Annotated in this window: 22 protein-coding genes; 13 read left to right on the top strand and 9 right to left on the bottom strand. The window is 62.5% G+C overall.

Features of this window, described 5'->3' with window-relative positions; genetic code table 11:
- Window positions 1-16: 16 nt before the first annotated feature.
- Window positions 17-1,018 (bottom strand): DUF5784 family protein, encoded by a 1,002-nt coding sequence (locus tag HSR122_RS11530; protein ID WP_229109954.1) that lies wholly within the window; start codon window positions 1,016-1,018, stop codon window positions 17-19.
- Window positions 1,019-1,173: 155 nt separating this feature from the next.
- Here HSR122_RS11530 and HSR122_RS11535 point away from each other — a divergent pair, with 155 nt between their 5' ends.
- Entirely contained in the window at window positions 1,174-1,887 is a 714-nt protein-coding gene (locus HSR122_RS11535; protein ID WP_229109955.1) for a TMEM165/GDT1 family protein, read from the top strand.
- Window positions 1,888-1,938: 51 nt separating this feature from the next.
- Here the strand turns inward: HSR122_RS11535 and HSR122_RS11540 are convergent, their stop codons facing one another.
- Window positions 1,939-2,232 (bottom strand): DUF5779 family protein, encoded by a 294-nt coding sequence (locus HSR122_RS11540; protein WP_229109956.1) that lies wholly within the window; start codon window positions 2,230-2,232, stop codon window positions 1,939-1,941.
- 236 nt (window positions 2,233-2,468) lie between these two features.
- Between HSR122_RS11540 and HSR122_RS11545 the strand changes: the two genes are divergently transcribed.
- From HSR122_RS11545 to HSR122_RS11570, 6 genes are all read left to right on the top strand, one after another.
- Window positions 2,469-3,656, top strand: coding sequence for a LeuA family protein (locus HSR122_RS11545; RefSeq protein WP_229112210.1), 1,188 nt, complete (start codon window positions 2,469-2,471; stop codon window positions 3,654-3,656).
- A 358-nt stretch (window positions 3,657-4,014) separates the two neighbouring features.
- A complete protein-coding gene (ilvB, locus tag HSR122_RS11550) occupies window positions 4,015-5,778 on the top strand; it encodes a biosynthetic-type acetolactate synthase large subunit (protein ID WP_229109957.1) in 1,764 nt (587 codons plus the stop codon).
- A 13-nt stretch (window positions 5,779-5,791) separates the two neighbouring features.
- Window positions 5,792-6,394 (top strand): acetolactate synthase small subunit, encoded by a 603-nt coding sequence (gene ilvN / locus HSR122_RS11555; RefSeq protein WP_229112211.1) that lies wholly within the window; start codon window positions 5,792-5,794, stop codon window positions 6,392-6,394.
- Window positions 6,395-6,415: 21 nt separating this feature from the next.
- Entirely contained in the window at window positions 6,416-7,429 is a 1,014-nt protein-coding gene (gene ilvC, locus HSR122_RS11560) for a ketol-acid reductoisomerase (RefSeq protein WP_229109958.1), read from the top strand.
- Window positions 7,430-7,472: 43 nt separating this feature from the next.
- On the top strand, window positions 7,473-8,939 hold the full coding sequence (gene leuC / locus HSR122_RS11565) for a 3-isopropylmalate dehydratase large subunit (RefSeq protein WP_229109959.1): 1,467 nt from the start codon (window positions 7,473-7,475) through the stop codon (window positions 8,937-8,939).
- Window positions 8,939-9,544, top strand: coding sequence for a 3-isopropylmalate dehydratase small subunit (locus tag HSR122_RS11570; protein ID WP_229109960.1), 606 nt, complete (start codon window positions 8,939-8,941; stop codon window positions 9,542-9,544). The genes leuC and HSR122_RS11570 overlap by 1 nt, the downstream gene beginning before the upstream one ends.
- Before the next feature lie 6 nt (window positions 9,545-9,550).
- Here the strand turns inward: HSR122_RS11570 and HSR122_RS11575 are convergent, their stop codons facing one another.
- Entirely contained in the window at window positions 9,551-10,090 is a 540-nt protein-coding gene (locus HSR122_RS11575; protein ID WP_229109961.1) for a DUF7504 family protein, read from the bottom strand.
- A gap of 190 nt (window positions 10,091-10,280) precedes the next feature.
- On the opposite strand from HSR122_RS11575, the gene HSR122_RS15110 reads away from it, so the two are divergent.
- Complete coding sequence (locus tag HSR122_RS15110) at window positions 10,281-10,421, top strand: DUF7503 family protein (RefSeq protein ID WP_449404331.1); 141 nt, start codon at window positions 10,281-10,283, stop codon at window positions 10,419-10,421.
- Window positions 10,422-10,423: 2 nt separating this feature from the next.
- On the opposite strand, the gene HSR122_RS11580 is transcribed toward HSR122_RS15110, so the two are convergent.
- From HSR122_RS11580 to HSR122_RS11590, 3 genes are all read right to left on the bottom strand, one after another.
- Entirely contained in the window at window positions 10,424-12,571 is a 2,148-nt protein-coding gene (locus HSR122_RS11580; protein ID WP_229109962.1) for a hypothetical protein, read from the bottom strand.
- A 902-nt stretch (window positions 12,572-13,473) separates the two neighbouring features.
- Window positions 13,474-13,932 (bottom strand): tRNA (N6-threonylcarbamoyladenosine(37)-N6)-methyltransferase TrmO, encoded by a 459-nt coding sequence (tsaA, locus tag HSR122_RS11585; RefSeq protein ID WP_229109963.1) that lies wholly within the window; start codon window positions 13,930-13,932, stop codon window positions 13,474-13,476.
- 239 nt (window positions 13,933-14,171) lie between these two features.
- Window positions 14,172-14,477 carry a hypothetical protein gene (locus HSR122_RS11590; RefSeq protein WP_229109964.1) on the bottom strand — a complete coding sequence of 102 codons (306 nt, stop codon included), beginning with the start codon at window positions 14,475-14,477 and terminating at the stop codon, window positions 14,172-14,174.
- Between the two features lie 65 nt (window positions 14,478-14,542).
- Between HSR122_RS11590 and HSR122_RS11595 the strand changes: the two genes are divergently transcribed.
- Window positions 14,543-15,349: a phosphatase PAP2 family protein gene (locus HSR122_RS11595; RefSeq protein WP_229109721.1), complete on the top strand. Its 807-nt coding sequence runs from the start codon at window positions 14,543-14,545 to the stop codon at window positions 15,347-15,349.
- Window positions 15,350-15,479: 130 nt separating this feature from the next.
- Window positions 15,480-16,469: a hypothetical protein gene (locus tag HSR122_RS11600; RefSeq protein WP_229109965.1), complete on the top strand. Its 990-nt coding sequence runs from the start codon at window positions 15,480-15,482 to the stop codon at window positions 16,467-16,469.
- 266 nt (window positions 16,470-16,735) lie between these two features.
- Here HSR122_RS11600 and HSR122_RS15115 read toward each other — a convergent pair whose 3' ends face one another.
- Window positions 16,736-16,972 carry a hypothetical protein gene (locus HSR122_RS15115; protein ID WP_455428711.1) on the bottom strand — a complete coding sequence of 79 codons (237 nt, stop codon included), beginning with the start codon at window positions 16,970-16,972 and terminating at the stop codon, window positions 16,736-16,738.
- Between the two features lie 276 nt (window positions 16,973-17,248).
- Window positions 17,249-18,331 (bottom strand): aminopeptidase, encoded by a 1,083-nt coding sequence (locus HSR122_RS11605; RefSeq protein ID WP_229109966.1) that lies wholly within the window; start codon window positions 18,329-18,331, stop codon window positions 17,249-17,251.
- A 127-nt stretch (window positions 18,332-18,458) separates the two neighbouring features.
- On the opposite strand from HSR122_RS11605, the gene HSR122_RS11610 reads away from it, so the two are divergent.
- Both HSR122_RS11610 and HSR122_RS11615 read left to right on the top strand, forming a co-directional pair.
- Window positions 18,459-18,908, top strand: a complete 450-nt coding sequence (locus HSR122_RS11610) for a GNAT family N-acetyltransferase (RefSeq protein WP_229109967.1) — start codon at window positions 18,459-18,461, stop codon at window positions 18,906-18,908.
- Window positions 18,909-18,939: 31 nt separating this feature from the next.
- Window positions 18,940-19,647, top strand: coding sequence for a hypothetical protein (locus HSR122_RS11615; RefSeq protein ID WP_229109968.1), 708 nt, complete (start codon window positions 18,940-18,942; stop codon window positions 19,645-19,647).
- A gap of 40 nt (window positions 19,648-19,687) precedes the next feature.
- On the opposite strand, the gene lysW is transcribed toward HSR122_RS11615, so the two are convergent.
- Complete coding sequence (gene lysW / locus HSR122_RS11620; protein ID WP_229109969.1) at window positions 19,688-19,852, bottom strand: lysine biosynthesis protein LysW; 165 nt, start codon at window positions 19,850-19,852, stop codon at window positions 19,688-19,690.
- An 89-nt stretch (window positions 19,853-19,941) separates the two neighbouring features.
- On the opposite strand from lysW, the gene HSR122_RS11625 reads away from it, so the two are divergent.
- A complete protein-coding gene (locus HSR122_RS11625; RefSeq protein ID WP_229109970.1) occupies window positions 19,942-20,544 on the top strand; it encodes a hypothetical protein in 603 nt (200 codons plus the stop codon).
- The last annotated feature ends 2 nt before the right edge of the window (window positions 20,545-20,546 follow it).

Raw genomic sequence — 20,546 nt, forward strand, 5'->3', positions numbered from 1 at the left:
CGTCGGATCGAGAGCCCTATGCGATCCCGTCGGGCAGGTCGATCGGGACGGAGCCGTGGGTGTAGCCGTCGAGTCGGCCGTCGGGACGGGCGCGGAAGACGACGGCCGGGCGATGGCCGACGTCCGGCCGGTTTCGGGCGATCTCGGCCCACTCCTCGTCGGTGAACGACGAACAGTCGACGAACAGCGTCACGCCGCCGCCGTGTTCCTGCAACTGTCCGGTGGTCTTGTTGGCGGCGGTCTGGCGGATCGCCGCGACGGCCGAATCGGCCGTCCGGTGGTCGGGCGGGACCGGACGGGTCACCTCGACCAGCGTGGTCTGGGCGCCTTCCCGATCGATCCGGAAGTCGATCGAGTGGCCCGTCGAGATCTCGATCTCCGGCGTGACCTCGTAGCCCTGCTCGAACAGGAGCTTCGCGACGGTAAACTCGCTCATCGCCGCGGCCATCCGCGAGTGGTGAACGGATTCGGAAGTCCCCAGTTTCGAGGCCATCACGTACCGGGACTCGTCGAGTGCCCCCGTCTCGAGGAACTCCTCGTAGAAGGCAAGCGCGGTTTCGCGGTCGGCATCGGGAAAGCCCGCCGCGTGTTCGCGGAAGAACACCCGCGTGCTCTCGCGGCCGTCCTTCGAGAGGAAGACCGGCAGGAAAAACCACGCCAGTTTCGGGGTCGATTCGAGCCACGGGTCCTCCTCGTAGAGCTGGGCGAGCAACTCGCGCTGTGCCCACTCCGAGACCGGGTCCGGGGCCTCGTCGAAGGTCTCCTTGTCCGTTCCCCACAGCGTCTTCGGCGTCTCCGTGTTGCCGAGCCAGTAGCCGCCGTCGTCGTTCCAGCAGAACAGCGCCACGTCGCCGTTGTCCATCTCGAACCGCCGGGCGTCGTACCCGTCAGGGGGTTTGTACCACGGCGTCGACATTTCGGCCCCCAGATTCTGATCGAGCGCCCGATAGATCTCCGCGCGGACGCGCCCCTCCGTCCAGTGGGCTTTCGACCGGCGGAACCGAAGCGGTGTCGCCACGATAGCCGGTAGGCCACGGCCCCGTATATGTGTTCCGCGAGACGGCCGAGGGGAGGAGTCCGGACGCTCAATGGCGGATTTTGCTCCAAAACACTTACGTATTAGACGCATCTAAATCTCTCCAATGAGTTGCAGTCGGACGGGAGGGAACTGACGTGTCCGAGTTCCTGACAGTCGTGTTCGTCGCTGCGGCGGCGCAACTGGCGGTCCTGCCCGGTGAGAAGGTGCAGTTCATCATCGCGGGGCTCTCGACGCGGTATCACCCGCTGATCGTCGTGTCGGCCGCCGGGGCGGCCTTTGCCGGCTGGACGGCGCTGGAGATCCTCTTCGGTAACGCCCTGAAGGGAGCGCTTCCGGGGGTCTATCTGGACCTGTTCACCGCGATCCTGTTCGCGGTGTTTGCGGTCTTACTCCTGCGGTCGGCCCCGGCGAAGCAGGCGCAGCCGACCGCGACCGACGGCGGCGCGTTCGGCACCGACGGGAAGCTGGACGTCGAGATATTCGGTCGCGAGGTCCCGAACGCGCTCGGGGGCTGGCTGCCGATCTTCGCGATGATGACCGCCGGCGAGTTCGGCGACAAGACCCAGCTGGTGACGATCTCGCTTGCGGCCCAGTACGGCGCACATCCCGGCATCTGGGTCGGCGAGATGCTCGCGATCATCCCCGTGAGCCTCGCGAACGCGTACTTCTTCCACACGTTCTCGCACAGCTTCGACGTCCGGAAGGCCCACTTCGTCGGCGGGGCGATCTTCGCGTTCTTCGCGGCCGACACCGTGCTGGCGATTACGACCGGGTTCTCCGTCTGGGAGACGGTCGTGAACGCCGTCGGATCGACGCTGGCTGACGTGGGTCCCGCACTCGGACTGTGACCGAACGGCCAGCGAAACTAGTTCAACCGAACGGTCCCGACGCCAGCGACGCTAGTTCAGCCGATCCGTCTCGACGGACACGCCGGGCGGCGCGACGATCAGAAACCCACGGAAGTGGACGAGTTCGCCGCCCATGTCCCGCACCTCGCGTGCGAACCCGGCCGCGCGCTCGTTGACGTCACCCTCGACAGAGAGCACGAGGACCGCGTCGTCCTCGACCAACTCGATCCACTCCGAGTCGGCCGTCGAACCGTCGAGAATGTCCAGTACGATCCGGGTGTCGGTCTCCTCGCCCCCTTCGAGCTTGTCCTCGACGGCCTGCAGATCGAGATCGAACTCGGCCATACCTCGACTCTCGACGGCCACCACCAAAAATTGTGCCTGTCGCGGCGAACCTGACGCCCGTCCAGCGCTGCGGCGACAGAGAACAGCAGGGCTGACAAACGTCCACTGATACTTGATCACAATGACAGACCTAGAGGCATACCGATCCCGGGAGAACAACCTTTTTATATCGCGAGCGACCTTGATTCGGATGCAAATGACCCAACACACCGAGGGCACGTCGGAGTCTCCGGCGGATCGAGTTCTTCCAGGGCACACTCGATAGCACCTCTGAAATCGACGAGGCACGAATTTTCGACACGACGCTCCGCGACGGGGAGCAGTCGCCCGGTACGTCGTTCAGTTACGAAGACAAACGCGAGATAGCCGCGCTGCTCGACGAGATGGGAACCCACGTCATCGAGGCCGGGTTCCCCGTCAACTCGGACGCGGAGTTCGAGGCGGTCCGTGACATCGCCGCCTCGACGTCCACGACCGTCTGTGGGCTGGCCCGCGTCGTCGAGGCCGACGTCGAGGCGGCGCTCGAGTCGGGCGTCGAACTGGTCCACGTGTTCGTCTCGACCAGCGACGTCCAGTTACAGGACAGCATGCACGCCACCCGCGAGGACGCGCTGGAGCGGGCCGTCACGTCGGTCGAGCGCGTCAAAGAGGCGGGCGTCGAGGTCATGTTCTCGCCGATGGACGCGACCCGAACGGACGAGTCGTTCCTGATCGAGGTCGTCGAGGCCGTCTCCGAGGCGGGCACCGACTGGATCAACATCCCGGACACGACCGGCGTCGCGACGCCCGGCCGCTTCCAGCAGCTGGTCGGGACGGTCGTCGAGCACACGGACGCCCGCGTGGACGTCCACACCCACGACGACTTCGGGCTGGCGACGGCAAACGCCCTGTCGGGCTACGAGGCCGGGGCCGCCCAGTCGCAGGTGTCAGTCAACGGTATCGGCGAACGGGCCGGTAACGCCGCCTACGAGGAAGTCGCGATGGCGCTTGAGAGCCTCTACGACGTCGATACCGGCATCGACACGACGAGAATCACCGAGCTGTCGCGGCTCATCGAGGAGAAGAGTTCGATCGCCATTCCCGGTAACAAGCCGGTCGTCGGCGGGAACGCCTTCGCCCACGAGAGCGGCATCCACGCCGCCGGTGTCATCGAGAACGCCGACACCTTCGAGCCGGGCGTGATGACTCCCGAGATGGTGGGAGCCGAACGCGAGCTGGTGCTGGGCAAACACACCGGCACCCACTCCGTTCGCGAGCGGCTGGCCGAGGCCGGATACGACCCGACCGACGAGGAGGTCCGGCAGGTGACCCGACGCGTCAAGGACTACGGCGCCGAGAAGCGACAGGTCACGCTGGACGTCCTCGAGCGGTTCGCCGACGAGGTCGGCGTCGATCGCACGCGACTCGAGGAGGTCAGCGCGTGACCATGTCGGCGACCGCGTTCGCAGCCACCGGTCAGCAGCGGCTGGCACAGCCGGGTTCCGAAATGGGGACGGGCCTGTCGCCCCAGAACGTCGGGACGGGAACGCGACGATCAGTCCCTCGCCAGCCACTCCCACGGAACCTTTATTACCCAGGACGGACAGAATCACGTACTGATGGCACAGCCCGCTGGCACCCGGGGCCGCCCCGCCACCAGCGGCGCGCTCGTCCTTCTCGGCGGTATTGTAGGGGCCCGTTAGGCCCCACCACACCACATTTTCGTCCCGGTCGGTACCGCTCTCGAACACCAACCCAGCAACCAGCAATGCAGACACGACACCCAACACACAGTGATCGATCATGAGTGAACGCGCATCGATTCCCAAACGCGACCCGGAAGAAGTTCCCGAACGAGAGAACGGCATCGAGGAGGTCACGACCGGTTCCCAGTCGGTGATCGCCGCGCTCGAACAGGCCGGCGTCGAGCACGCCTTCGGCGTCCAGGGCGGCGCGATCATGCCCGTCTACGACGCCCTGTACGACTCCTCGATTAACCACATCACAATGGCTCACGAGCAGGGTGCGGCTCACGCGGCCGACGCCTACGGGATCGTCACCGGCGAGCCCGGTCTGGCGATGGCCACCTCCGGTCCCGGCGCGACGAACCTGGTGACGGGCATCGCCGACGCGGCGATGGACTCCGATCCGCTGATCGCGCTGACCGGGCAGGTCGCGACCGATTTCGTCGGTAACGACGCGTTCCAGGAGACCGACACGACCGGCATCACGATGCCGATCACCAAGCAGAACTACTTCGCCGATCACTCGGATACAGTCGGCGACGACGTCAGCGAGGCGTTCGCGCTGGCCGAAAAGGGGCGGCAGGGGCCGACGCTGGTCGACCTCCCGAAAGACATCACAAAAGGCGAGACCGACCAGTGGCCGAACCCACCGAAGACGCCCGAAACCCACGACGAACCGGTCGAGGCCGACGAGTCGGCGGTCGAGGCCGCCGTGACAGCCCTCGAAGACGCCGAGCGTCCGCTGATCCTCTCCGGTGGCGGCGTCGTGAAAAGCGAGGCCAGCGAAGAGTTGCGGTCGTTCGCTCACGAGCAAGAGATACCAGTTATCACGACGATGCCCGGACTGGGGACGTTCCCGGAGACCGACGATCTGTCGCTGGGGATGGCCGGGATGCACGGAACCGGCGCGGCGAACATGGCCGTCACGAACTGTGACGTGCTGCTGGGCGTCGGCACCCGATTCGACGACCGACTGACCGGCGGCGTCGACACGTTCGCGCCTGACGCCGACATCATCCACGTCGAGATCGATCCCGCCGAGATTTCCAAGAACATCGAAGCGGACTACCCGCTGGTCGGCGACGCCAAGCGCGTACTCGAACAGATCGACGACGCGATGACGGACGCTCCCGAGGCGGACCAGTGGCGCGAGCAGTGTCAGATCTGGACCGAGGAGTATCCGCTGACCTACGAGACCCCCGACGACGAGCCGCTCAAACCCCAGTACGTCGTCGAGACGTTCGACGAACTGGCCGACGACGACGCGATCGTCACGACCGGCGTCGGGCAACACCAGATGTGGGCGGCCCAGTTCTGGACCTACGAGTACCCGCGGACGTGGGTCTCTAGCAACGGGCTGGGGACGATGGGGTATGGCGTCCCCTCGGCCATCGGCGCGAAGATCGGCGCGCCGGACACGGAGGTCGTCGCCTTCGACGGGGACGGCTCCTTCCTGATGACGATACAGGAGCTGTCGGTCGCGGTCCGGGAGAACCTCGATATCACCTACGTCGTCCTCAACAACGAGGCGATCGGGATGGTCCGCCAGTGGCAGGACGGCTTCTACGAGGGTCGCCGGATGGCCTCCGAGTACCCCTGGGTGCCGGAGTTCGACAAACTCGCGGAAGCGTTCGGCGCACGCGGGTTCCGGCTAGAAGAGCCCGAAGACGTCGAGGAGACGATCCAGGCCGCCCGCGAGTACGACGGGCCGGCCGTGATCGACGCGATCATCGATCCCGCGGAGAACGTCTTCCCGATGGTCCCCAGCGGCGGCGACAACGGACTGTTCGCTCTGAACGAGCAGCACCTGGAGATGATCTGAGATGCCTGGAGAAATGCCCGGTCCGGCCCCGGACCAGCGGATGCGGCCCGAGGGCCGGCGCAACACGCAAGGTATTCGTATCGATCCGGAAGCAGAGGCGACTCACGAGCCGCGGATGGCCGTGCTGTCGGCGCTGGTCAAACACGAGCCCGGCGTCCTGTCGGAGGTTTCGAGCCTGTTCAGCCGCCGGCAGTTCAACATCGAGAGTCTCACTGTCGGGCCGACGCAGGACGGTGACACCGCCCGGATGACGATCGTCATCGAGGAGCCCGAGCCGGGTGTCCAGCAGGCCAAAAAGCAACTCCGCAAGCTCATCCCCGTCATCGACGTCGAGGAGCTGGAGTCGGCCGCCATGCGCCGTGAGCTGGCGCTGATAAAGGTCGCCGGCGACAGGCCCGGCGACGTGCAGGCGGTCGCAGAGATGTACGGCGGTGACGCCGTCGACGCCTCGAAAGACGCCGTGACCGTCGAGATAACCGGTAGCAAGCAGAAGATCGACGCCGCGATCGAGGCGTTCGAACAGTTCGACGTGCTCGAGATCGTCCGCACCGGCGCGGCCGCCCTCGAGCGCGGTTCGAAGACGATGGACTCGACGACAATGGAAAGCGATAACTGAGCGATCCCCGACCAGTTAGTTATGGTAGACGAATTTAGTACGGACGTATACTACGACGCCGACGCCGACGAATCGATACTTGACGACCAGACCGTCGCGGTGCTGGGCTACGGAAGCCAGGGCCATGCTCACGCGCAGAACCTCGCCGACAGCGGGGTCGACGTGGTCGTCGGCCTTCGCGAGGGGTCGTCCTCGCGCGAGGAGGCCGAGACCGACGGGATGGCGATCGCGACCCAGTCCGAAGCAGCCGCCCAGGGTGACATCGTAGTCATGCTGGTCCCCGATACGGTCCAGCCTGACGTCTACGAGAACGCGGTTGAGCCGAACCTGGAAGAAGGCGACACGCTGCAGTTCGCTCACGGGTTCAACATCCACTACGGACAGATCGAGCCTCCCGAGGACGTCGACGTGACGATGGTCGCGCCCAAGTCGCCGGGCCACCTCGTCCGGCGGACGTACAAGCGCGGCGAGGGGACGCCCGGGCTGGTCGCGGTCTATCAGGACGCTACCGGAGCGGCCAAAGACGAGGCGCTGGCCTACGCGAAGGCCATCGGCTGCACGCGAGCGGGCGTCATCGAGACGACGTTCCGCGAGGAAACCGAGACCGACCTGTTCGGCGAGCAGGCCGTCCTCTGTGGCGGCGTGACCGAGATGATGAAAGTCGGTTACGAGACGCTCGTCGATGCTGGCTACAGCCCGGAGATGGCCTACTTCGAGGTCATGAACGAGATGAAACTCATCGTCGATCTCATCTACGAAGGCGGGCTGATGGAGATGTGGGACTCGGTCTCCGATACGGCCGAGTACGGTGGCCTGACCCGCGGCGAGTACGTCATCGACGAGTCGGCCCGCGAGGGAATGGAACAGATTCTGCAGGAGGTTCAGGACGGCGAATTCGCGAAGGAGTGGATCTCCGAGAACCAGACGAACCGACCCAGCTACAAGCAGCTGCGAGAGGCCGAGCAGAACCACGACATCGAAGACGTAGGTGGTCGCCTGCGCGAGCTGTTCGACTGGGACGAGAGTGCGGAATGAGGGCGCAGACGATGAACACGAAGACGAGACACGGAGACGGACAATGAGTGACGGAACGCTGTACGACAAGGTATGGGACAGACACAAGGTAACCGAACTGCCGAACGGACAGGACCAGCTGTTCATCGGGCTCCACCTCGTCCACGAGGTCACCAGCCCGCAGGCGTTCGGCATGCTCCGGGAGCGCGATCTGGACGTCGCCTATCCCGAGCGGACCTTCGCGACGACCGATCACATCGCGCCCACGACCGAGGAGAAGCGCAAGCGACCGCTCGAGGACGATCAGGCCGAGAAGATGCTGGACGCGCTGGACACGAACACGGCCGAGAACGGGATCACGTTCTTCGACTTCGAGTCCGGCAAGCAGGGAATCACCCACGTCGTCGCGCCGGAACTGGGCCTGACCCAGCCGGGGATGACCGTCGCCTGCGGCGACAGTCACACGGCGACTCACGGTGCCTTCGGCTCGATCGGCGTCGGCGTCGGCACCTCCCAGATCCGGGACATCCTCTCGACGGGCTGTATCGCGGCCGAGAAACAGGACGTCCGCCGGATCGAAGTCGAGGGGAGCCTCGGCGAGGGCGTCTACGCGAAGGACATCATCCTGAAGATCATCCAGCAGCTGGGCGTCGACGGCGGTGTGGGTCACGTCTACGAGTACGGCGGTCCCGCGATCGAAAATCTGGGCATGGAAGGCCGGCTGGCGGTCTGTAACATGTCCATCGAGGGCGGCGCTCGCGCCGGGTACGTCAACCCCGACGAGACCACCTACGAGTATCTGGAAGGCCGAGAGTACGTCCCCGAGGGCGAGGCGTTCGAGGAACTGAAAGAGTACTGGGGGTCGATCGCGAGCGACGCGGACGCCGAGTACGACGACGTGGTCACGATCGACGTCGACGACATGGACCCGATGGTCACGTGGGGCATCAACCCCGGACAGGTCGTCGAAGTCTCCGAACCGGTTCCCGCGCCCGCGGACTTCGAGACCGAGACCGACCGGGAGGCCGCCCAGAAGGCGCTGGATCACATGGACCTCGAACCCGGCCAGTCGATGCTGGGCTACGACATCGACGTCGCGTTCCTCGGCACCTGTACGAACGGGCGGGTGAGCGACTTCCGGCGCGCCGCCGAGATCCTCGAGGGCCACACGGTCGACGAGGACGTTCGCGCGCTGGCGGTTCCCGGTTCCGAGACCGTCCGCCGGCAGTGCGAGGCCGAGGGCATCGACGAGACGTTCATCGAGGCCGGCTTCCAGTGGCGACGCGCCGGCTGTTCGATGTGTCTGGCGATGAACGAGGACTCCCTGGAGGGCGACGAGGCGGCCGCCTCGTCGTCGAACCGGAACTTCATCGGCCGACAGGGAAGCAAGGACGGGCGGACCGTCCTGATGAGCCCCGTGATGGTCGCCGCCGCGGCCATCGAGGGTGAAGTGACCGACGTTCGCCGATTCTACGATGACGATCAGGCCGATGCACTGACCGCTGACGATGTCTCGGAGGTGGCTGACTGATGGTCGACAAACCTCAGCACATCACAGACGTATCGGGTTCGGGCGTACCGATCTACGGCGACGACATCGACACCGACCAGATTCTACCGGCGCGGTTCATGAAAGAGGTCACCTTCGAGAACATGGCCGATTACCTCTTCTACGACGCGCGCCGCGACGAGGACGGCGAGTTCAACGATCACTCGCTCAACCGGTTCGAGGGGGCGAACGTCGCCGTCGTCAACAAGAACTTCGGGATGGGATCCTCGCGCGAACACGCCCCGCAAGCGATGATGCGGTGGGGCATTGACGGGATCGTCGGCGAGTCCTACGCCGAGATCTTCCGCGACAACTGCAAGTCACTGGGGATCCCCGCGGCGACTGCGGACCACGAAACGGTCACCGAACTCCAGGAGTGGATCGAGGACAACCCCGACGGCGACATCGAGATCGACGTCGAGACGGAGACGGTCACCTACGGCGACACGACCGTCGACGTCGAGATCGACGACGCGATGCAGGAGGCGCTCGTCGAGGGCATCTGGGACACGACCTCACTGATGTACTCCAACATGAGCAAAGTCGAGGAGACCGTCGCGGACCTGCCCTACGTCGAGGCCGAGTAGCGATCGTCAATCAGCGCTGGCACTCGCTGTGGCGTATTTTCCGGCCGAGAGGTCGAACGCCTCGCCGTCGAAGGTGGCGACGGATTCACAGAGATTCGAGAAGAGTACCCGCAGTTCGGTCCCGGAGGTGGCACTGTCGAGGTGGTACGCACCCAGTGCGTCCGCACGACGGACCCGCTCGCTCAGCAGGTGCAGGAACTTGAACAGCGGTTCTCGTTCGACGAACTGTAACAGCGCCGAGATCGAGTGCAGACAGACGCCGACCCGTTCGTCGTCTCCCTGCAGCAGGGCGTCCATCGCCGTCCCCAGCGCCGTCAGATCTTCCGGATCGGCGACTGTCGTAACAGACGACGATCGGTCGCCGGCGGGACTGGCGCTCGTCGACCGGGCGAACGTCTCGACGTCGACGTACTCGACGGACGGTACCTGTCGGGACAACTGACGCAGCTGTCGGTCCCACTCCGCTGGCGTGTGTTCGACAGTAACGACCCCGATCCGATCGAGATCCGCTTCGAGAGTCCGCTCATCGTGGGCACCTCTGTCCACCCGGGCTCATGTTACAGGAACAAATACCCTGCAATATCAAGAATGTTATGCCGGCACACGCGAATCGCCAGCAGTGCGTGCGACCAGAAGCCGCATCCAGAACCCGATCCGGGACCATTATATCAGCAATTTACTATAATAATTATTTAGAAAAATTCAATCCAACGCGCGTCGAAGCCGTTCACGCACCATGAGTCAAAGTGCGTCGTCGGTACGAAACTTCGTGGAAGAACACCCCAAATGGATCGGTGTCCTGTTCTGGATGGCCGTGCTGCTTACGCAGGCCGGGACGGCTGTGGGCGGTCACGCTAGCTCGACAGTTGGTCCATAACCTCAGTCAAACGGATAATTTTCGCTCCAATGTATTGATCCGCCAATTTCTACAGGGAATCCATGTTTATTGAAGAAAGCGTTGACATCCCCCGTGAGCAGCCAGTCTTTCGTTTCACTTCCTGCAAGATATTGTTTTGTCATCTTATCTAATTTTGGAGATATGAGTGTTCCCATCGCATAGTTTTTTGATGGATAGAATTGGAGTTTTATATATAATTCTCCATCTTTATTCGAGGCTTTTGCTAAGTACGGGGATCCAGTCTGGCTCTCTACAATTTGTGTATTCCCATCACCGACAATCAAATAATGGTTTCCGACTATGCTCTTCCGCTCCAACAGTTCTAGCGCTGAAAAGAGAGAAAAGCCACCATCAAGCAGGTGGGCCAACGTCTTCCCGAGATCCGTCGCTGTCTTGTTCAACAGGTCCGCGACAGTTACAATCCCGCCGATCGATCCTTTCTTGACGAGCGCCCGGCCCTGTTCGTAGGACTTGCACGCGTTCAAAAGGAACGCACTGACGTTGACTTCCTCCAGCGTCCGGGTATCGAGCCAGCCGTCGGTACACCGGATCCCTTCCTCGTCGACGTGGCCGATGTAGTGGAAGAAATCGGCGTCGGTCGCCAGCACGTCCTCCATTTCGTCGGTCGTGAGCTCGTGGCGGATCGTGATGTCGAAATCGAGCCATTCCCGGGTTCCATAGATATCGGAAACGACGTTCTCATCGGCCATCTCTTCTTCGTTGGAGACGACGATAACGCTCGTTCGCGCGTCCTCCGAAGGCTGATATCGAAGCCGACGCATAAACGCCTCGGTGGTGAGCTTGCTGGCCCGGATCGGGATCCCGTCGCCGACGTACGCCTGTTCGATGCTGTCGGACTCCGGGGGCCGAAACACGTGCTCTTCGAACGGTCCGCTAGAGTCGGACCGTGACGCCCGCGTCGAACGGGTCGGCGTCGAGCGCGAGCGCTTCGAACTCGGGCCGAAGAAGTCCTCGACTGTCGCCACTCCGTCATGAACTGAACGCGATTGGATCTCCGACTCGGCCAGAGTTCGGATCTTCGCCAGGTCGTTCGCCAGGAAAGGCAGCGCTTCAGCGTGTTCCGGTTTCGGGACGATATCGGCGGTTAGTTTCCACCGCGGCATGGCGTCCGCGATGTCCTCGAAGGGGATCGACAGGTAGGTCCGGACCTGCGCTGCAGTCGACTGGTCGTACAGCGCCTCGAAGTCGAGATCGACGGCATCCTCGACGACCTTTCGCTCGTGCAGGTCGACCGTGTAGTAGCCCTCGGTTCGTGTGACACAGTCCATGAGAAAGGCCTGTTCGAGCACCCGTGCGACGGTCGACTCGAAGTCCCCGTCGGCCGTCAACGAAAACGTCTCGCCGTCTGCACGTAGTCGCGGTCGCTCGCCCGGGACGACCGTCGCTCCCAGGTAGTAAGCCAGCGACGCGACCGGATAGACGTAGTCTCGCTCCCGCGGGACTTCGATTCGGATTCCAGTTTCGGGCACGTCAAGTACGTCCGGCACGTCGAGTTCCTCTCCGCGTTCGAGCAAGGGCGGATGCCCTCGCAGCGTCGGGAACGATCGCTCACAGGAGGTGGTCTTCAGTGCCGATCCGAACGCTGATATCGCGGCCATCAGGTCCTCGGGGTCGTCCGTCGTCGTGATCGTCGCCGCCGGCTGTTCGTGCAGCGATCGAGCGCCGATAGACACGCACTCTGACTCCGCGAAGTCGAGTCGCACGCGGTCTTCGCCCGTCGTAACGCGTACGCTTCCCTCGACTGCGATGTAGAGTTTCATCTGGGCGGACGATACTTCCAGATTGTACCGTCCCGGTGGGACCGCTATCGATCCCTCGTCGGTGCTCTCCGCGACCAACTCCCCCTCCCCGTCCCGGATCCAGATGTCGACGAGGTACGGCGTCTCGAGTGCTGGCGTACAGATAGACGCTGCAGTGTCGACAGGGAAATAGAACTCATCAGGATTGCCCGACGTCGGCTCGACGGAAGCAGGTGTCAACAGCGAGAACTGCGACCCTTCGATCGGATCGACGATTCTGACGCCGTCGAACAGCGGGTGGGGCTGCACTCGCGGGTGCGTGCTGTCCGTACGCGTCTGCCCGCCGTGTTCCGACCGGTTCGTAGTCACGTTGGTCGTTCCCCTGTCATCCGCTCACCGGTGACGCCGTCCGTCCGTCGGTCCCAGCGATCCGCTCCCGACAGTGCCTATGGCCGGGTTCCGTCGAAAGTACACGACTCATCGTCTCGTGGAGGGTTCCATCGTACATCTTGTATGTACATACGCGAGTCAAAAACGCTGCCGGTAGCCGTTCCGATTTTCAGTAATACACCGGTTGGCTTCCTCACCGCGCTGAAGCGCGAGGAGTCCTCCGTGGGTAATCCAGTCGGGCGATCACCCCGGCTGTGAACTTCCGGGTTTGCTGAGGCTGGGTTGGTCGAACGACCGCGGCTGTTCCCACAATCGACGGGTGTCCAATTGTGGTCGTTCCACTGCCAGTACGCCCCATCCGTGGGTGCGTCGCTGCCGCGTTCAGCAGACAGGGCAGCAGCCGACCAGTACGCCGGTCAAATCACCGACGTACACCGCGACGTTACGTTCGAGGAGCCACTCAGCAGCGTGTTTCACCGCGGCATCGCGGCTATGATCACGCCGCCGTGACCGCTCGTCGTACAGGCGTCGAATCTGGTCTGCCGCTGTTCACGGAGATCGTCTGACTGATAGTGACCGTTGGTCGTCCCTTCCGGATCGACCGCACGAAGCCGTGCGGTCGCACCGGTAAATCGTTACAACGGTTACTATGGATGCGGACAGGGTACTGGGCGCGAAGCCTCTCGTTGCGGAGGAGGTCGTGCAACTCGTAGCTCTCGTCACAGTTGCCCCAGTAGCCGGGCGGTGACCTCGTTATCGCGGGTGTGGTCGTGCTGGGACTGCCCCCGTCTCCTGTTCGCCCGTCTCGGCGGGTGGCTGACGGACAGCGTCACCACGTGACAACCATCCGATTCCCGCTCCGGGTGCCCCCAGAAATACGGTCAGTATTCCTGATCGAGGTGCTCCCCGATCCAGCCCGTTTCCAACTCCTCCAGCAGCGACGGCTTCGGCGCGAACGGCTTGAGATCGAGCACGGGCGTTCCGTCAAGCAGATCCAGTCCGTCGACGTGCAGCGTCGATCCCTCGATCGCCTCGAGTCGGACGACAGTCTGGGCGATCGGGTTCGGGCGGTTCGGGCTAGCGGTGGCGAACACCCCCACCTCGAGTCCCTCGGCAAAGGGCGGGTGCGCCCGCAGCGCATCGGCCGGGCTCCGGTGAAGGTGAGCGAGGATCGTGACGTGTGAAAAGCCGTCCAGCCCGTCGAGCCCGGGTTCGTACTCGGGCTCGAGTTCGACGCGTCCGGCCGCGCCCGACGGCTCGTCCGGATCGACTGGCACCTCTGAGGGGTCCTCGAACGGCGAACGGATCTCGCCGATCGGTTCGTAGGTGATCGGTTCCATACCGTCGCTTGCACAAGCGGCGCCATAGAGGCGACGATAGAGACGCCGCGACCTCACTCCGCTCGCGGGACTCCTCCTCGATATCGTCTTTGCGGCTCCTGCCTGAGCTAGTGAAACAACTATTCGGTGTGTGACATGGGCCAATACTGACTGCTGAATATAGAGGTTGGATGCACCACGACGGACTCGTTTATTCCGAGTAGGTTGTCTGCATTGTCTGGTAAGATTGTATAGCAAATCTATGGTATCAGCTGTTTTTCCATCTCGACAAGCGTGAGTTCGATACCGTCCTGATACTCGTGATTATGCTCCATCACACGTTCGTGCCCCTGGGCCTCGTAGAATGACACCGCGTTACGTGAGGCCCACAATCCCAACGAATTGGAGCCATCCACTCCGGAGCCGCCGCCAGCGCCGCTATCGTCCGTCTTCATATCTTCAAGTTTGTCGGTGTCCACGCCGAGTTGTTCCACGAGTTGCTGTAATTCGGTGGTGTTCGTGGTCTTATAGGACCGTTCTGGACTAGAGAGTTCAACATCCTCCATTTCGTGCCGACCGAGTGGGACATCGACGGATACGTGTAAGCCCAATGTGAACAGCCAGACTGGCAATGCCATTTCTGACTGTCACAGCCACTGTTGGAGCCGCCGTTGCTGTTGCCCTTACGCTTACTGGTATCGTGTGTCTTGATCGCGAGGGCGTCCGGCGGACAACCCACTCAATATGGGGGCAGATCATCGAACTAGGACCGTATCTCGGCCTGGCCGGGGCGATATTCTTGCTAAAACAGCTTACTGGCGACGCCAGCCTCCGATTATCGAAGGCGATCGGCCTGAACATCACGGCCGCGATATACAGCATCGAGGGAGAAGCAGTCGCACACATTCAGCAGTTGACGCCATCAGTCTTGATTCCCGTTTTCTCCGGCGTTTACCTCTTAGGATTCGCATATCTGGTTGCAACGCCGGTCGTGCTGTACTTTTTCTCCTCGTCAATGGAGACACTGAAACAGCTGATCGTGGCGTATATTATCAACTACATCGGTGGAATCGTATTTTACACACTGTTTATCGCCTACGGACCCCGGAAATACGTGAGCGAACACGTCGACGGTCTGCTGTTCGATCTGTTCCCGCAGACGCGACACTTGACCGGCGCTGTCTCGGTCAGTTCAAACGTCTTTCCGTCACTGCATACGTCACTTTCGGTGACCGTTCTGCTGTTTGCCTTGCGGACTCAGCGGACGTACCCTGCCTGGGCTGTGATCGCAACTGTCGTCGCTGGGGCAGTTGTGCTCTCAACGATGGTCCTGGGAATCCACTGGCTTACCGACGTCGTTGCCGGCGTCGCTCTGGCATTTGTCGCCGTCTGGAGTGCAGAACGAGCGCTGTCCGCTCCAAAAGAGACTGCCTCGTGATGGAATGCCATTCGACACGATGCTGTGCTGACACCGGTGGCTATTGAACCCCGTGCTCATCCTGAAATACGCCGAGATATCAGTGTGACAAAGACCCATTATTTTGGTGTGCGCACAGCTAGTCTCTCGTATGCCGTTCACGACAACTTGGCACAACCTCCTCGAAAATCTCGACGAACTCCCGCCTGATGCCACACTCGTGACACCGCTGTCGAACAAGGCGTTCCAGATTACCGAGACCCAGCAACATCGCATCCTGATACAGTACCGTGATGACGACCAGACGATCCCGCTCCAGCAAGACCAGTTCGAGACGCTCTACCATCGGATTCAGGACACGCATGGCACATTCAATCTCGATCGACTCCCGCCAGACGCCGAACCCTATGCCACCGTCCTCTCGTTGCATCCACGCTACGAGATTGACGACCGTGAAGGCACGATTACCGAAAGCGAGCAGTCTACAGGCTCGCCACTCGTGAAAGCCCAAGAGACGACTGACGAGACCGACCAGCAACGCGAAGAACCTGATGTCGATGTCTACGCTGACGCGCTCCTCCTCATTGACGCCCTCGAACGCCACGATCTCACGACGCTCGAAGACACTGAGACGCCCGCGTTGGTCAATCTCTATACGCTCCTGTCGGACGTCCAGCGCAACGCCAACGAGTTGCGCAAAGAGATTCGGAGTCTCCTTCTTGATCGGCTCCACCACGATCAGCCCGTTAGCGGGCAGTTTGGCTCCGTCCAGCGCGCCACTCGCCGGAATCGGTCGCTCAAAGACGACGAACTCGTGTTGAATGCTTTCGAATCGGCTGGGATTGAGCGCGAACAACTCACCACCGTCGATTCGAGCAAGGTGGACGACGCGCTCGATGTGACCGAACTTGCCGAATCGGATATCTATGACATCGAAGAAAGCGAGTATATCCGCAAGGCGGAGGTAGACGAAGCAGAGAAGGAGACGCGTCTGCAGGGGCTTAAGGATCAACTCGCGGCCACAGAGGGTGAGGAAGCTGACGAACTCCGCTCCGAAATCGCCGAACTCGAAGACCGCATCGAAGAACTCACCGAGTTCCGTTCTGGGCGCTCCTTCCATAAGCCAACAACCGGCGAGTGATGGGAGTGCTGTTTGACACCGTGTCATAAAACCCGTCTCACAGCTGTGAGGGGTGGCCTGAACAGGCTGGAAGATAATCGGGGGTATTTGCTAGTGCCGGTGAAATCTGTCACAAGCGGCGTGCAAGACTTATACTGCCGGCTGTAAGTTCGTAAAGATATTCGCCACCCCGGGGTGGCGAATTCCTTCAGTTTGTTACAGCCGGCAGTATTAGAGGTTGAAGTCAGCACAGGTGAGTCGATTTGCCTGGGCTAGATAACGTTAGATTACCAGTCGTACAGGATTGATAAGATGTGACCGTTGACACATGATGTCTGGTGTTCCCGAGGCCGTTCAATTGCCGTTCTGTCGATATCGTGCTCTTTAGTCTGAGGCTGGACGATAATAGATACAATATTCGCAGACCATGGTAGAGTGACGTCAACATTGTCCGAACACTCTGGACATTCAACGCTCGTTATACCCCCATCTTCTGTTGTCATTTTCGTCAATACAGTTGCCATATGTATATACCTGGTGTACCAGGTGATAGAATCGAATAATTGGGCGTTTCTTGAATGTCTCGATGACCCACCAGAAGTTGCTGCATACGCGCCCTGTATTCATCACAGGCGGTCTTGACAAGTCCCAGTCAAATACCTCTGTTTCACTGTATTCGGCAAGAGCCTCTTCAAACCAGAACGTGCCAGTTCGAACGTTTTCCGCTCGGGTCGCACCGGCGACCGCTCGCGCAAAAACGTCGATGAAAAAGCGCAACCTCGCTCCGCTCGCTCGCGGGATTACTCTTCAAACCAAAACGTACCGTTTCGCTGGACGACCTCACCGTCCAGTTCGATGTAGCTGTCCTCGCTCATGTCCAGGATCATGTCGACGTGGACGGCTGACTCGTTCTGGACGTTGTTCTCGCCGACAGTCTCGGGGTAGGCACGGCCGACAGCCATGTGGACGGTGTCGCCCATCTTCTCGTCGAAGAGGATGTTGCGGGTGAACCGGTCGATGTCGCGGTTCATCCCGATTCCGAGTTCGCCCAGGTATCGTGCGCCCTCGTCGGTCTCCAGGACGTCCGTCAGCAGTTCCTCGTTCTTCTCGGCGCTGTGCTCGATGACTTTCCCGTCCTCGAAGACCAGACGCGCGCCGTCGATCTCCCGTCCCTGGTGGTAGATCGGGATGTCGAAGTAGGCCTCGCCGTCCACACTGTCCTTGACGGGCGCGGTGAAGACCTCGCCGCCGGGAAGGTTGTTCTCGCCGTAGTCGTTCAGCGTCTCGTTGCCCGCGACGGACATCGTGAGGTCCGTGGTCTCCCCCGAGACGATCCGAACCTCATCGGCGTCGGTCAGTCGGTCCGCCATCTCCTGCTGGTGGTCCCGGACGGCGTCCCAGTCCTTGACGATGGCGTCGTAGACGAAGTTTTCGTACTCCTCGGTGGCCATCTCGGCCTGCTGGGCGTTGGCAGCCGCCGGATACAGCGTCAGGTTCCAGGTCTTGTTCAGGCGGGTCTCCCGGACCGGTTCGTAGGCCTTCTCGTAGGCTGACTGGGTCTCCGTGTCGACGTCGCCCAGTTCGGTCTCGTTGTCGCCGCCCTTGATCGCGATGTAGGCGTCCATCGCCTCGTAGAGCGCGTGGGTGTGCTCTGGCGCTTCGAACTCCCCGTCGTAGTGTTTGAGATACGCCCGCCGGAAGCGCTTGCCGAGTCGCTCCTGGATCACGAGCGGATGACCGCCGACTTCGGCGACGGCCTCGACGATGGCCGTGACGAGGCCCTCCGCGACCGGATGCGCGTCGATGACGACGTTGTCGCCCTCGCTGCAGTCGATCGAGTGATTGACGATGATCTCTGCGTGTTCGCGAATGCGCGGGTCCATACACGTCGCCTCGGAACGGCAGCGGCTAACCGCTTTCGACCGAGCGGCGCAGCCACCTCCGCGCACGACGGAAGTGGTCGCAAAGGGATAGTCAGCCTCTTGGGTCGATCGGGGCCTAACGACACCCATGGATATCGAGATACGGACCGTCGACGCGCCCGCGGAAGACGATCCGATCTACCGGGACGCGCTCTCGGTGCGAACGGACGTGTTCGTCGAGGAGCAAGGCGTCCCGGCGGAGATTGAAGTCGACGAGCACGAGTCGACGGCGACCCACTTCGTGGCTTACGACGACGGCGCGGCGATCGGAACGGCGCGACTCCGCGAACCCGAGGAATCGACGGGGAAGGTCGAGCGCCTCGCGGTGCGGGCGGAGTACCGGGACGACGGGGTCGGGACGACCCTGATGGAGCGAGTCGAAGCGGCCGCTCGCGAGCGCGAGTTCGAGCGGTTGCGCCTGCACTCGCAGGTCGGAGCCGCCCCCTTCTACGCCAGCCTGGGCTACGAGCGCGTCGGCGACCAGTTCGAGGAAGCCGGCATCCCCCACGTCGAGATGCGAAAGTCGCTCGGCGGATGACTTTTCACCGTCGCCGCTCCACTAGTAGGCGATGGAGTCAGCCGAACCGCCGAGCGAGGAGATCGACTCCGAGTTCGAACCCCTCGAAACCGGCGGAACGACGGGACGACCGCTATTCCGGGGGACACACCACTACGACCGCGCGACCGTCGAGCGCACCTACTACGTCGAAGACGGAGTACTCAACGTCGAGACGGCCTACCTCGACGGTGGGACGGAAGTGACGACCGTCACCGAAAGCTGGCTGCTCGACGGCGACCGGCTCCGGCACACGGGCGAACCGGTTGCGCAGTTCTGTCGCAACCATCACTTCGAAGCGCCGGCGACGGACGTTCGGTTCTGTCTGGACGGTGCGGCCGAGGAGAGCGATCCGCTCCCCGAGACCGACGTGCGATCGACATTCCAGCCAGCGACGGCGGTCACGGTCGAAGAAGGGGCTGCCCTCCGCTACGAGGGGGTACACCGTGCGGGCGGGGCGCGCGTCAAACGGTCGTTTTTCGTCAACGACACCGACTCGTGCTTGCGCGTGCGGACGACGTATTTCTGGGGCGAGGAACGACTCGGCAGTCTCGAACAGCGACGGGAGTTACTCGAGGACGGGTTCGTCGCCGCGACCGGCGAACCGGTCGAGGCGTTCTGTCGGCGGACCCACCTCGTCGATCCCGAAAGCGACGTCCGCTACTGTGCGCGTCTCGGAACTGCCGGGGCAGACACCGGGGACGAGCGAGCCGGTCGGTGAGAGCGTCGTCGGACAACCGCCGACAGAACAGGAATCGTCGTTACTCGCCCCAGTCCTCTTCGAGTTCCGGGGCGAGTTCCAGTTCGACGGGATCGACCGCGACGACCTCCAGTTCCGCGCCGCAGGTCGAGCAGTCGACGATCTCTCCGATCTCGATGTCATCGTGCAGCGCCACGTCGGCACCGCATTCGGGGCAAGTTGCCATAGCACTCGAACAGTCGGGTCGGTCCCCTATCAAACGGTCGAAACACGATCGGCGAACAGGTTTTTGTGACTGGTCGCCCCTGTGAGCATATGACACTCGCGTTCGACGCGATCCTGATCGCGGTGGGACTCGTACTGGCGACGACGGGGATCTTCGTCTACCGGAAGGCGCTGTACGGGTTCGGCGGACTGCTCGGGGCGGCCGGCGGCCTCCTGATCGGGACGAACCTCACCGGAGGGTGGTTACTCGTCCTCGGCTCGGCGGTCGTCGGCGCAATCGTCGGGATCTGGCTCGTGCTCTCGGCCTACCGGATGGCGATCCTCGCGGCCGGTGCCGTCAGCGGACTGGCGATCGGACTGTACGCGTCCGGCGGATCGCTCGCTCGGCCGGCGACGCTCGCCGACCCGCTGGTACTCGTGGGACTGCTCGCCGGGGCAGTCGCCGGGTGGCTGCTCAGGAGAGTCATCGTGCTCGTCGTCTCCGCGGCGTGGGGCGCAGCGCTGGTTTCGCTGGCGTTCGCACCGCCGATCGGCGACGTGGCCGACGCCGCCGAACTCGTCGATGCGTTCGTTTCGCCGTGGCTGTACGGCGTCTTCGTCGCCGGGATCGCGGTCCAGATCGGCCTGTACGCGTATCTTCAGTATTCCGACGGCGACGACCCCGAACCCGGACTCCTCGGTCGATTCCGGTGACT

This window comes from Halapricum desulfuricans, assembly GCF_017094525.1.
GTDB classification, from domain to species: domain Archaea; phylum Halobacteriota; class Halobacteria; order Halobacteriales; family Haloarculaceae; genus Halapricum; species Halapricum desulfuricans.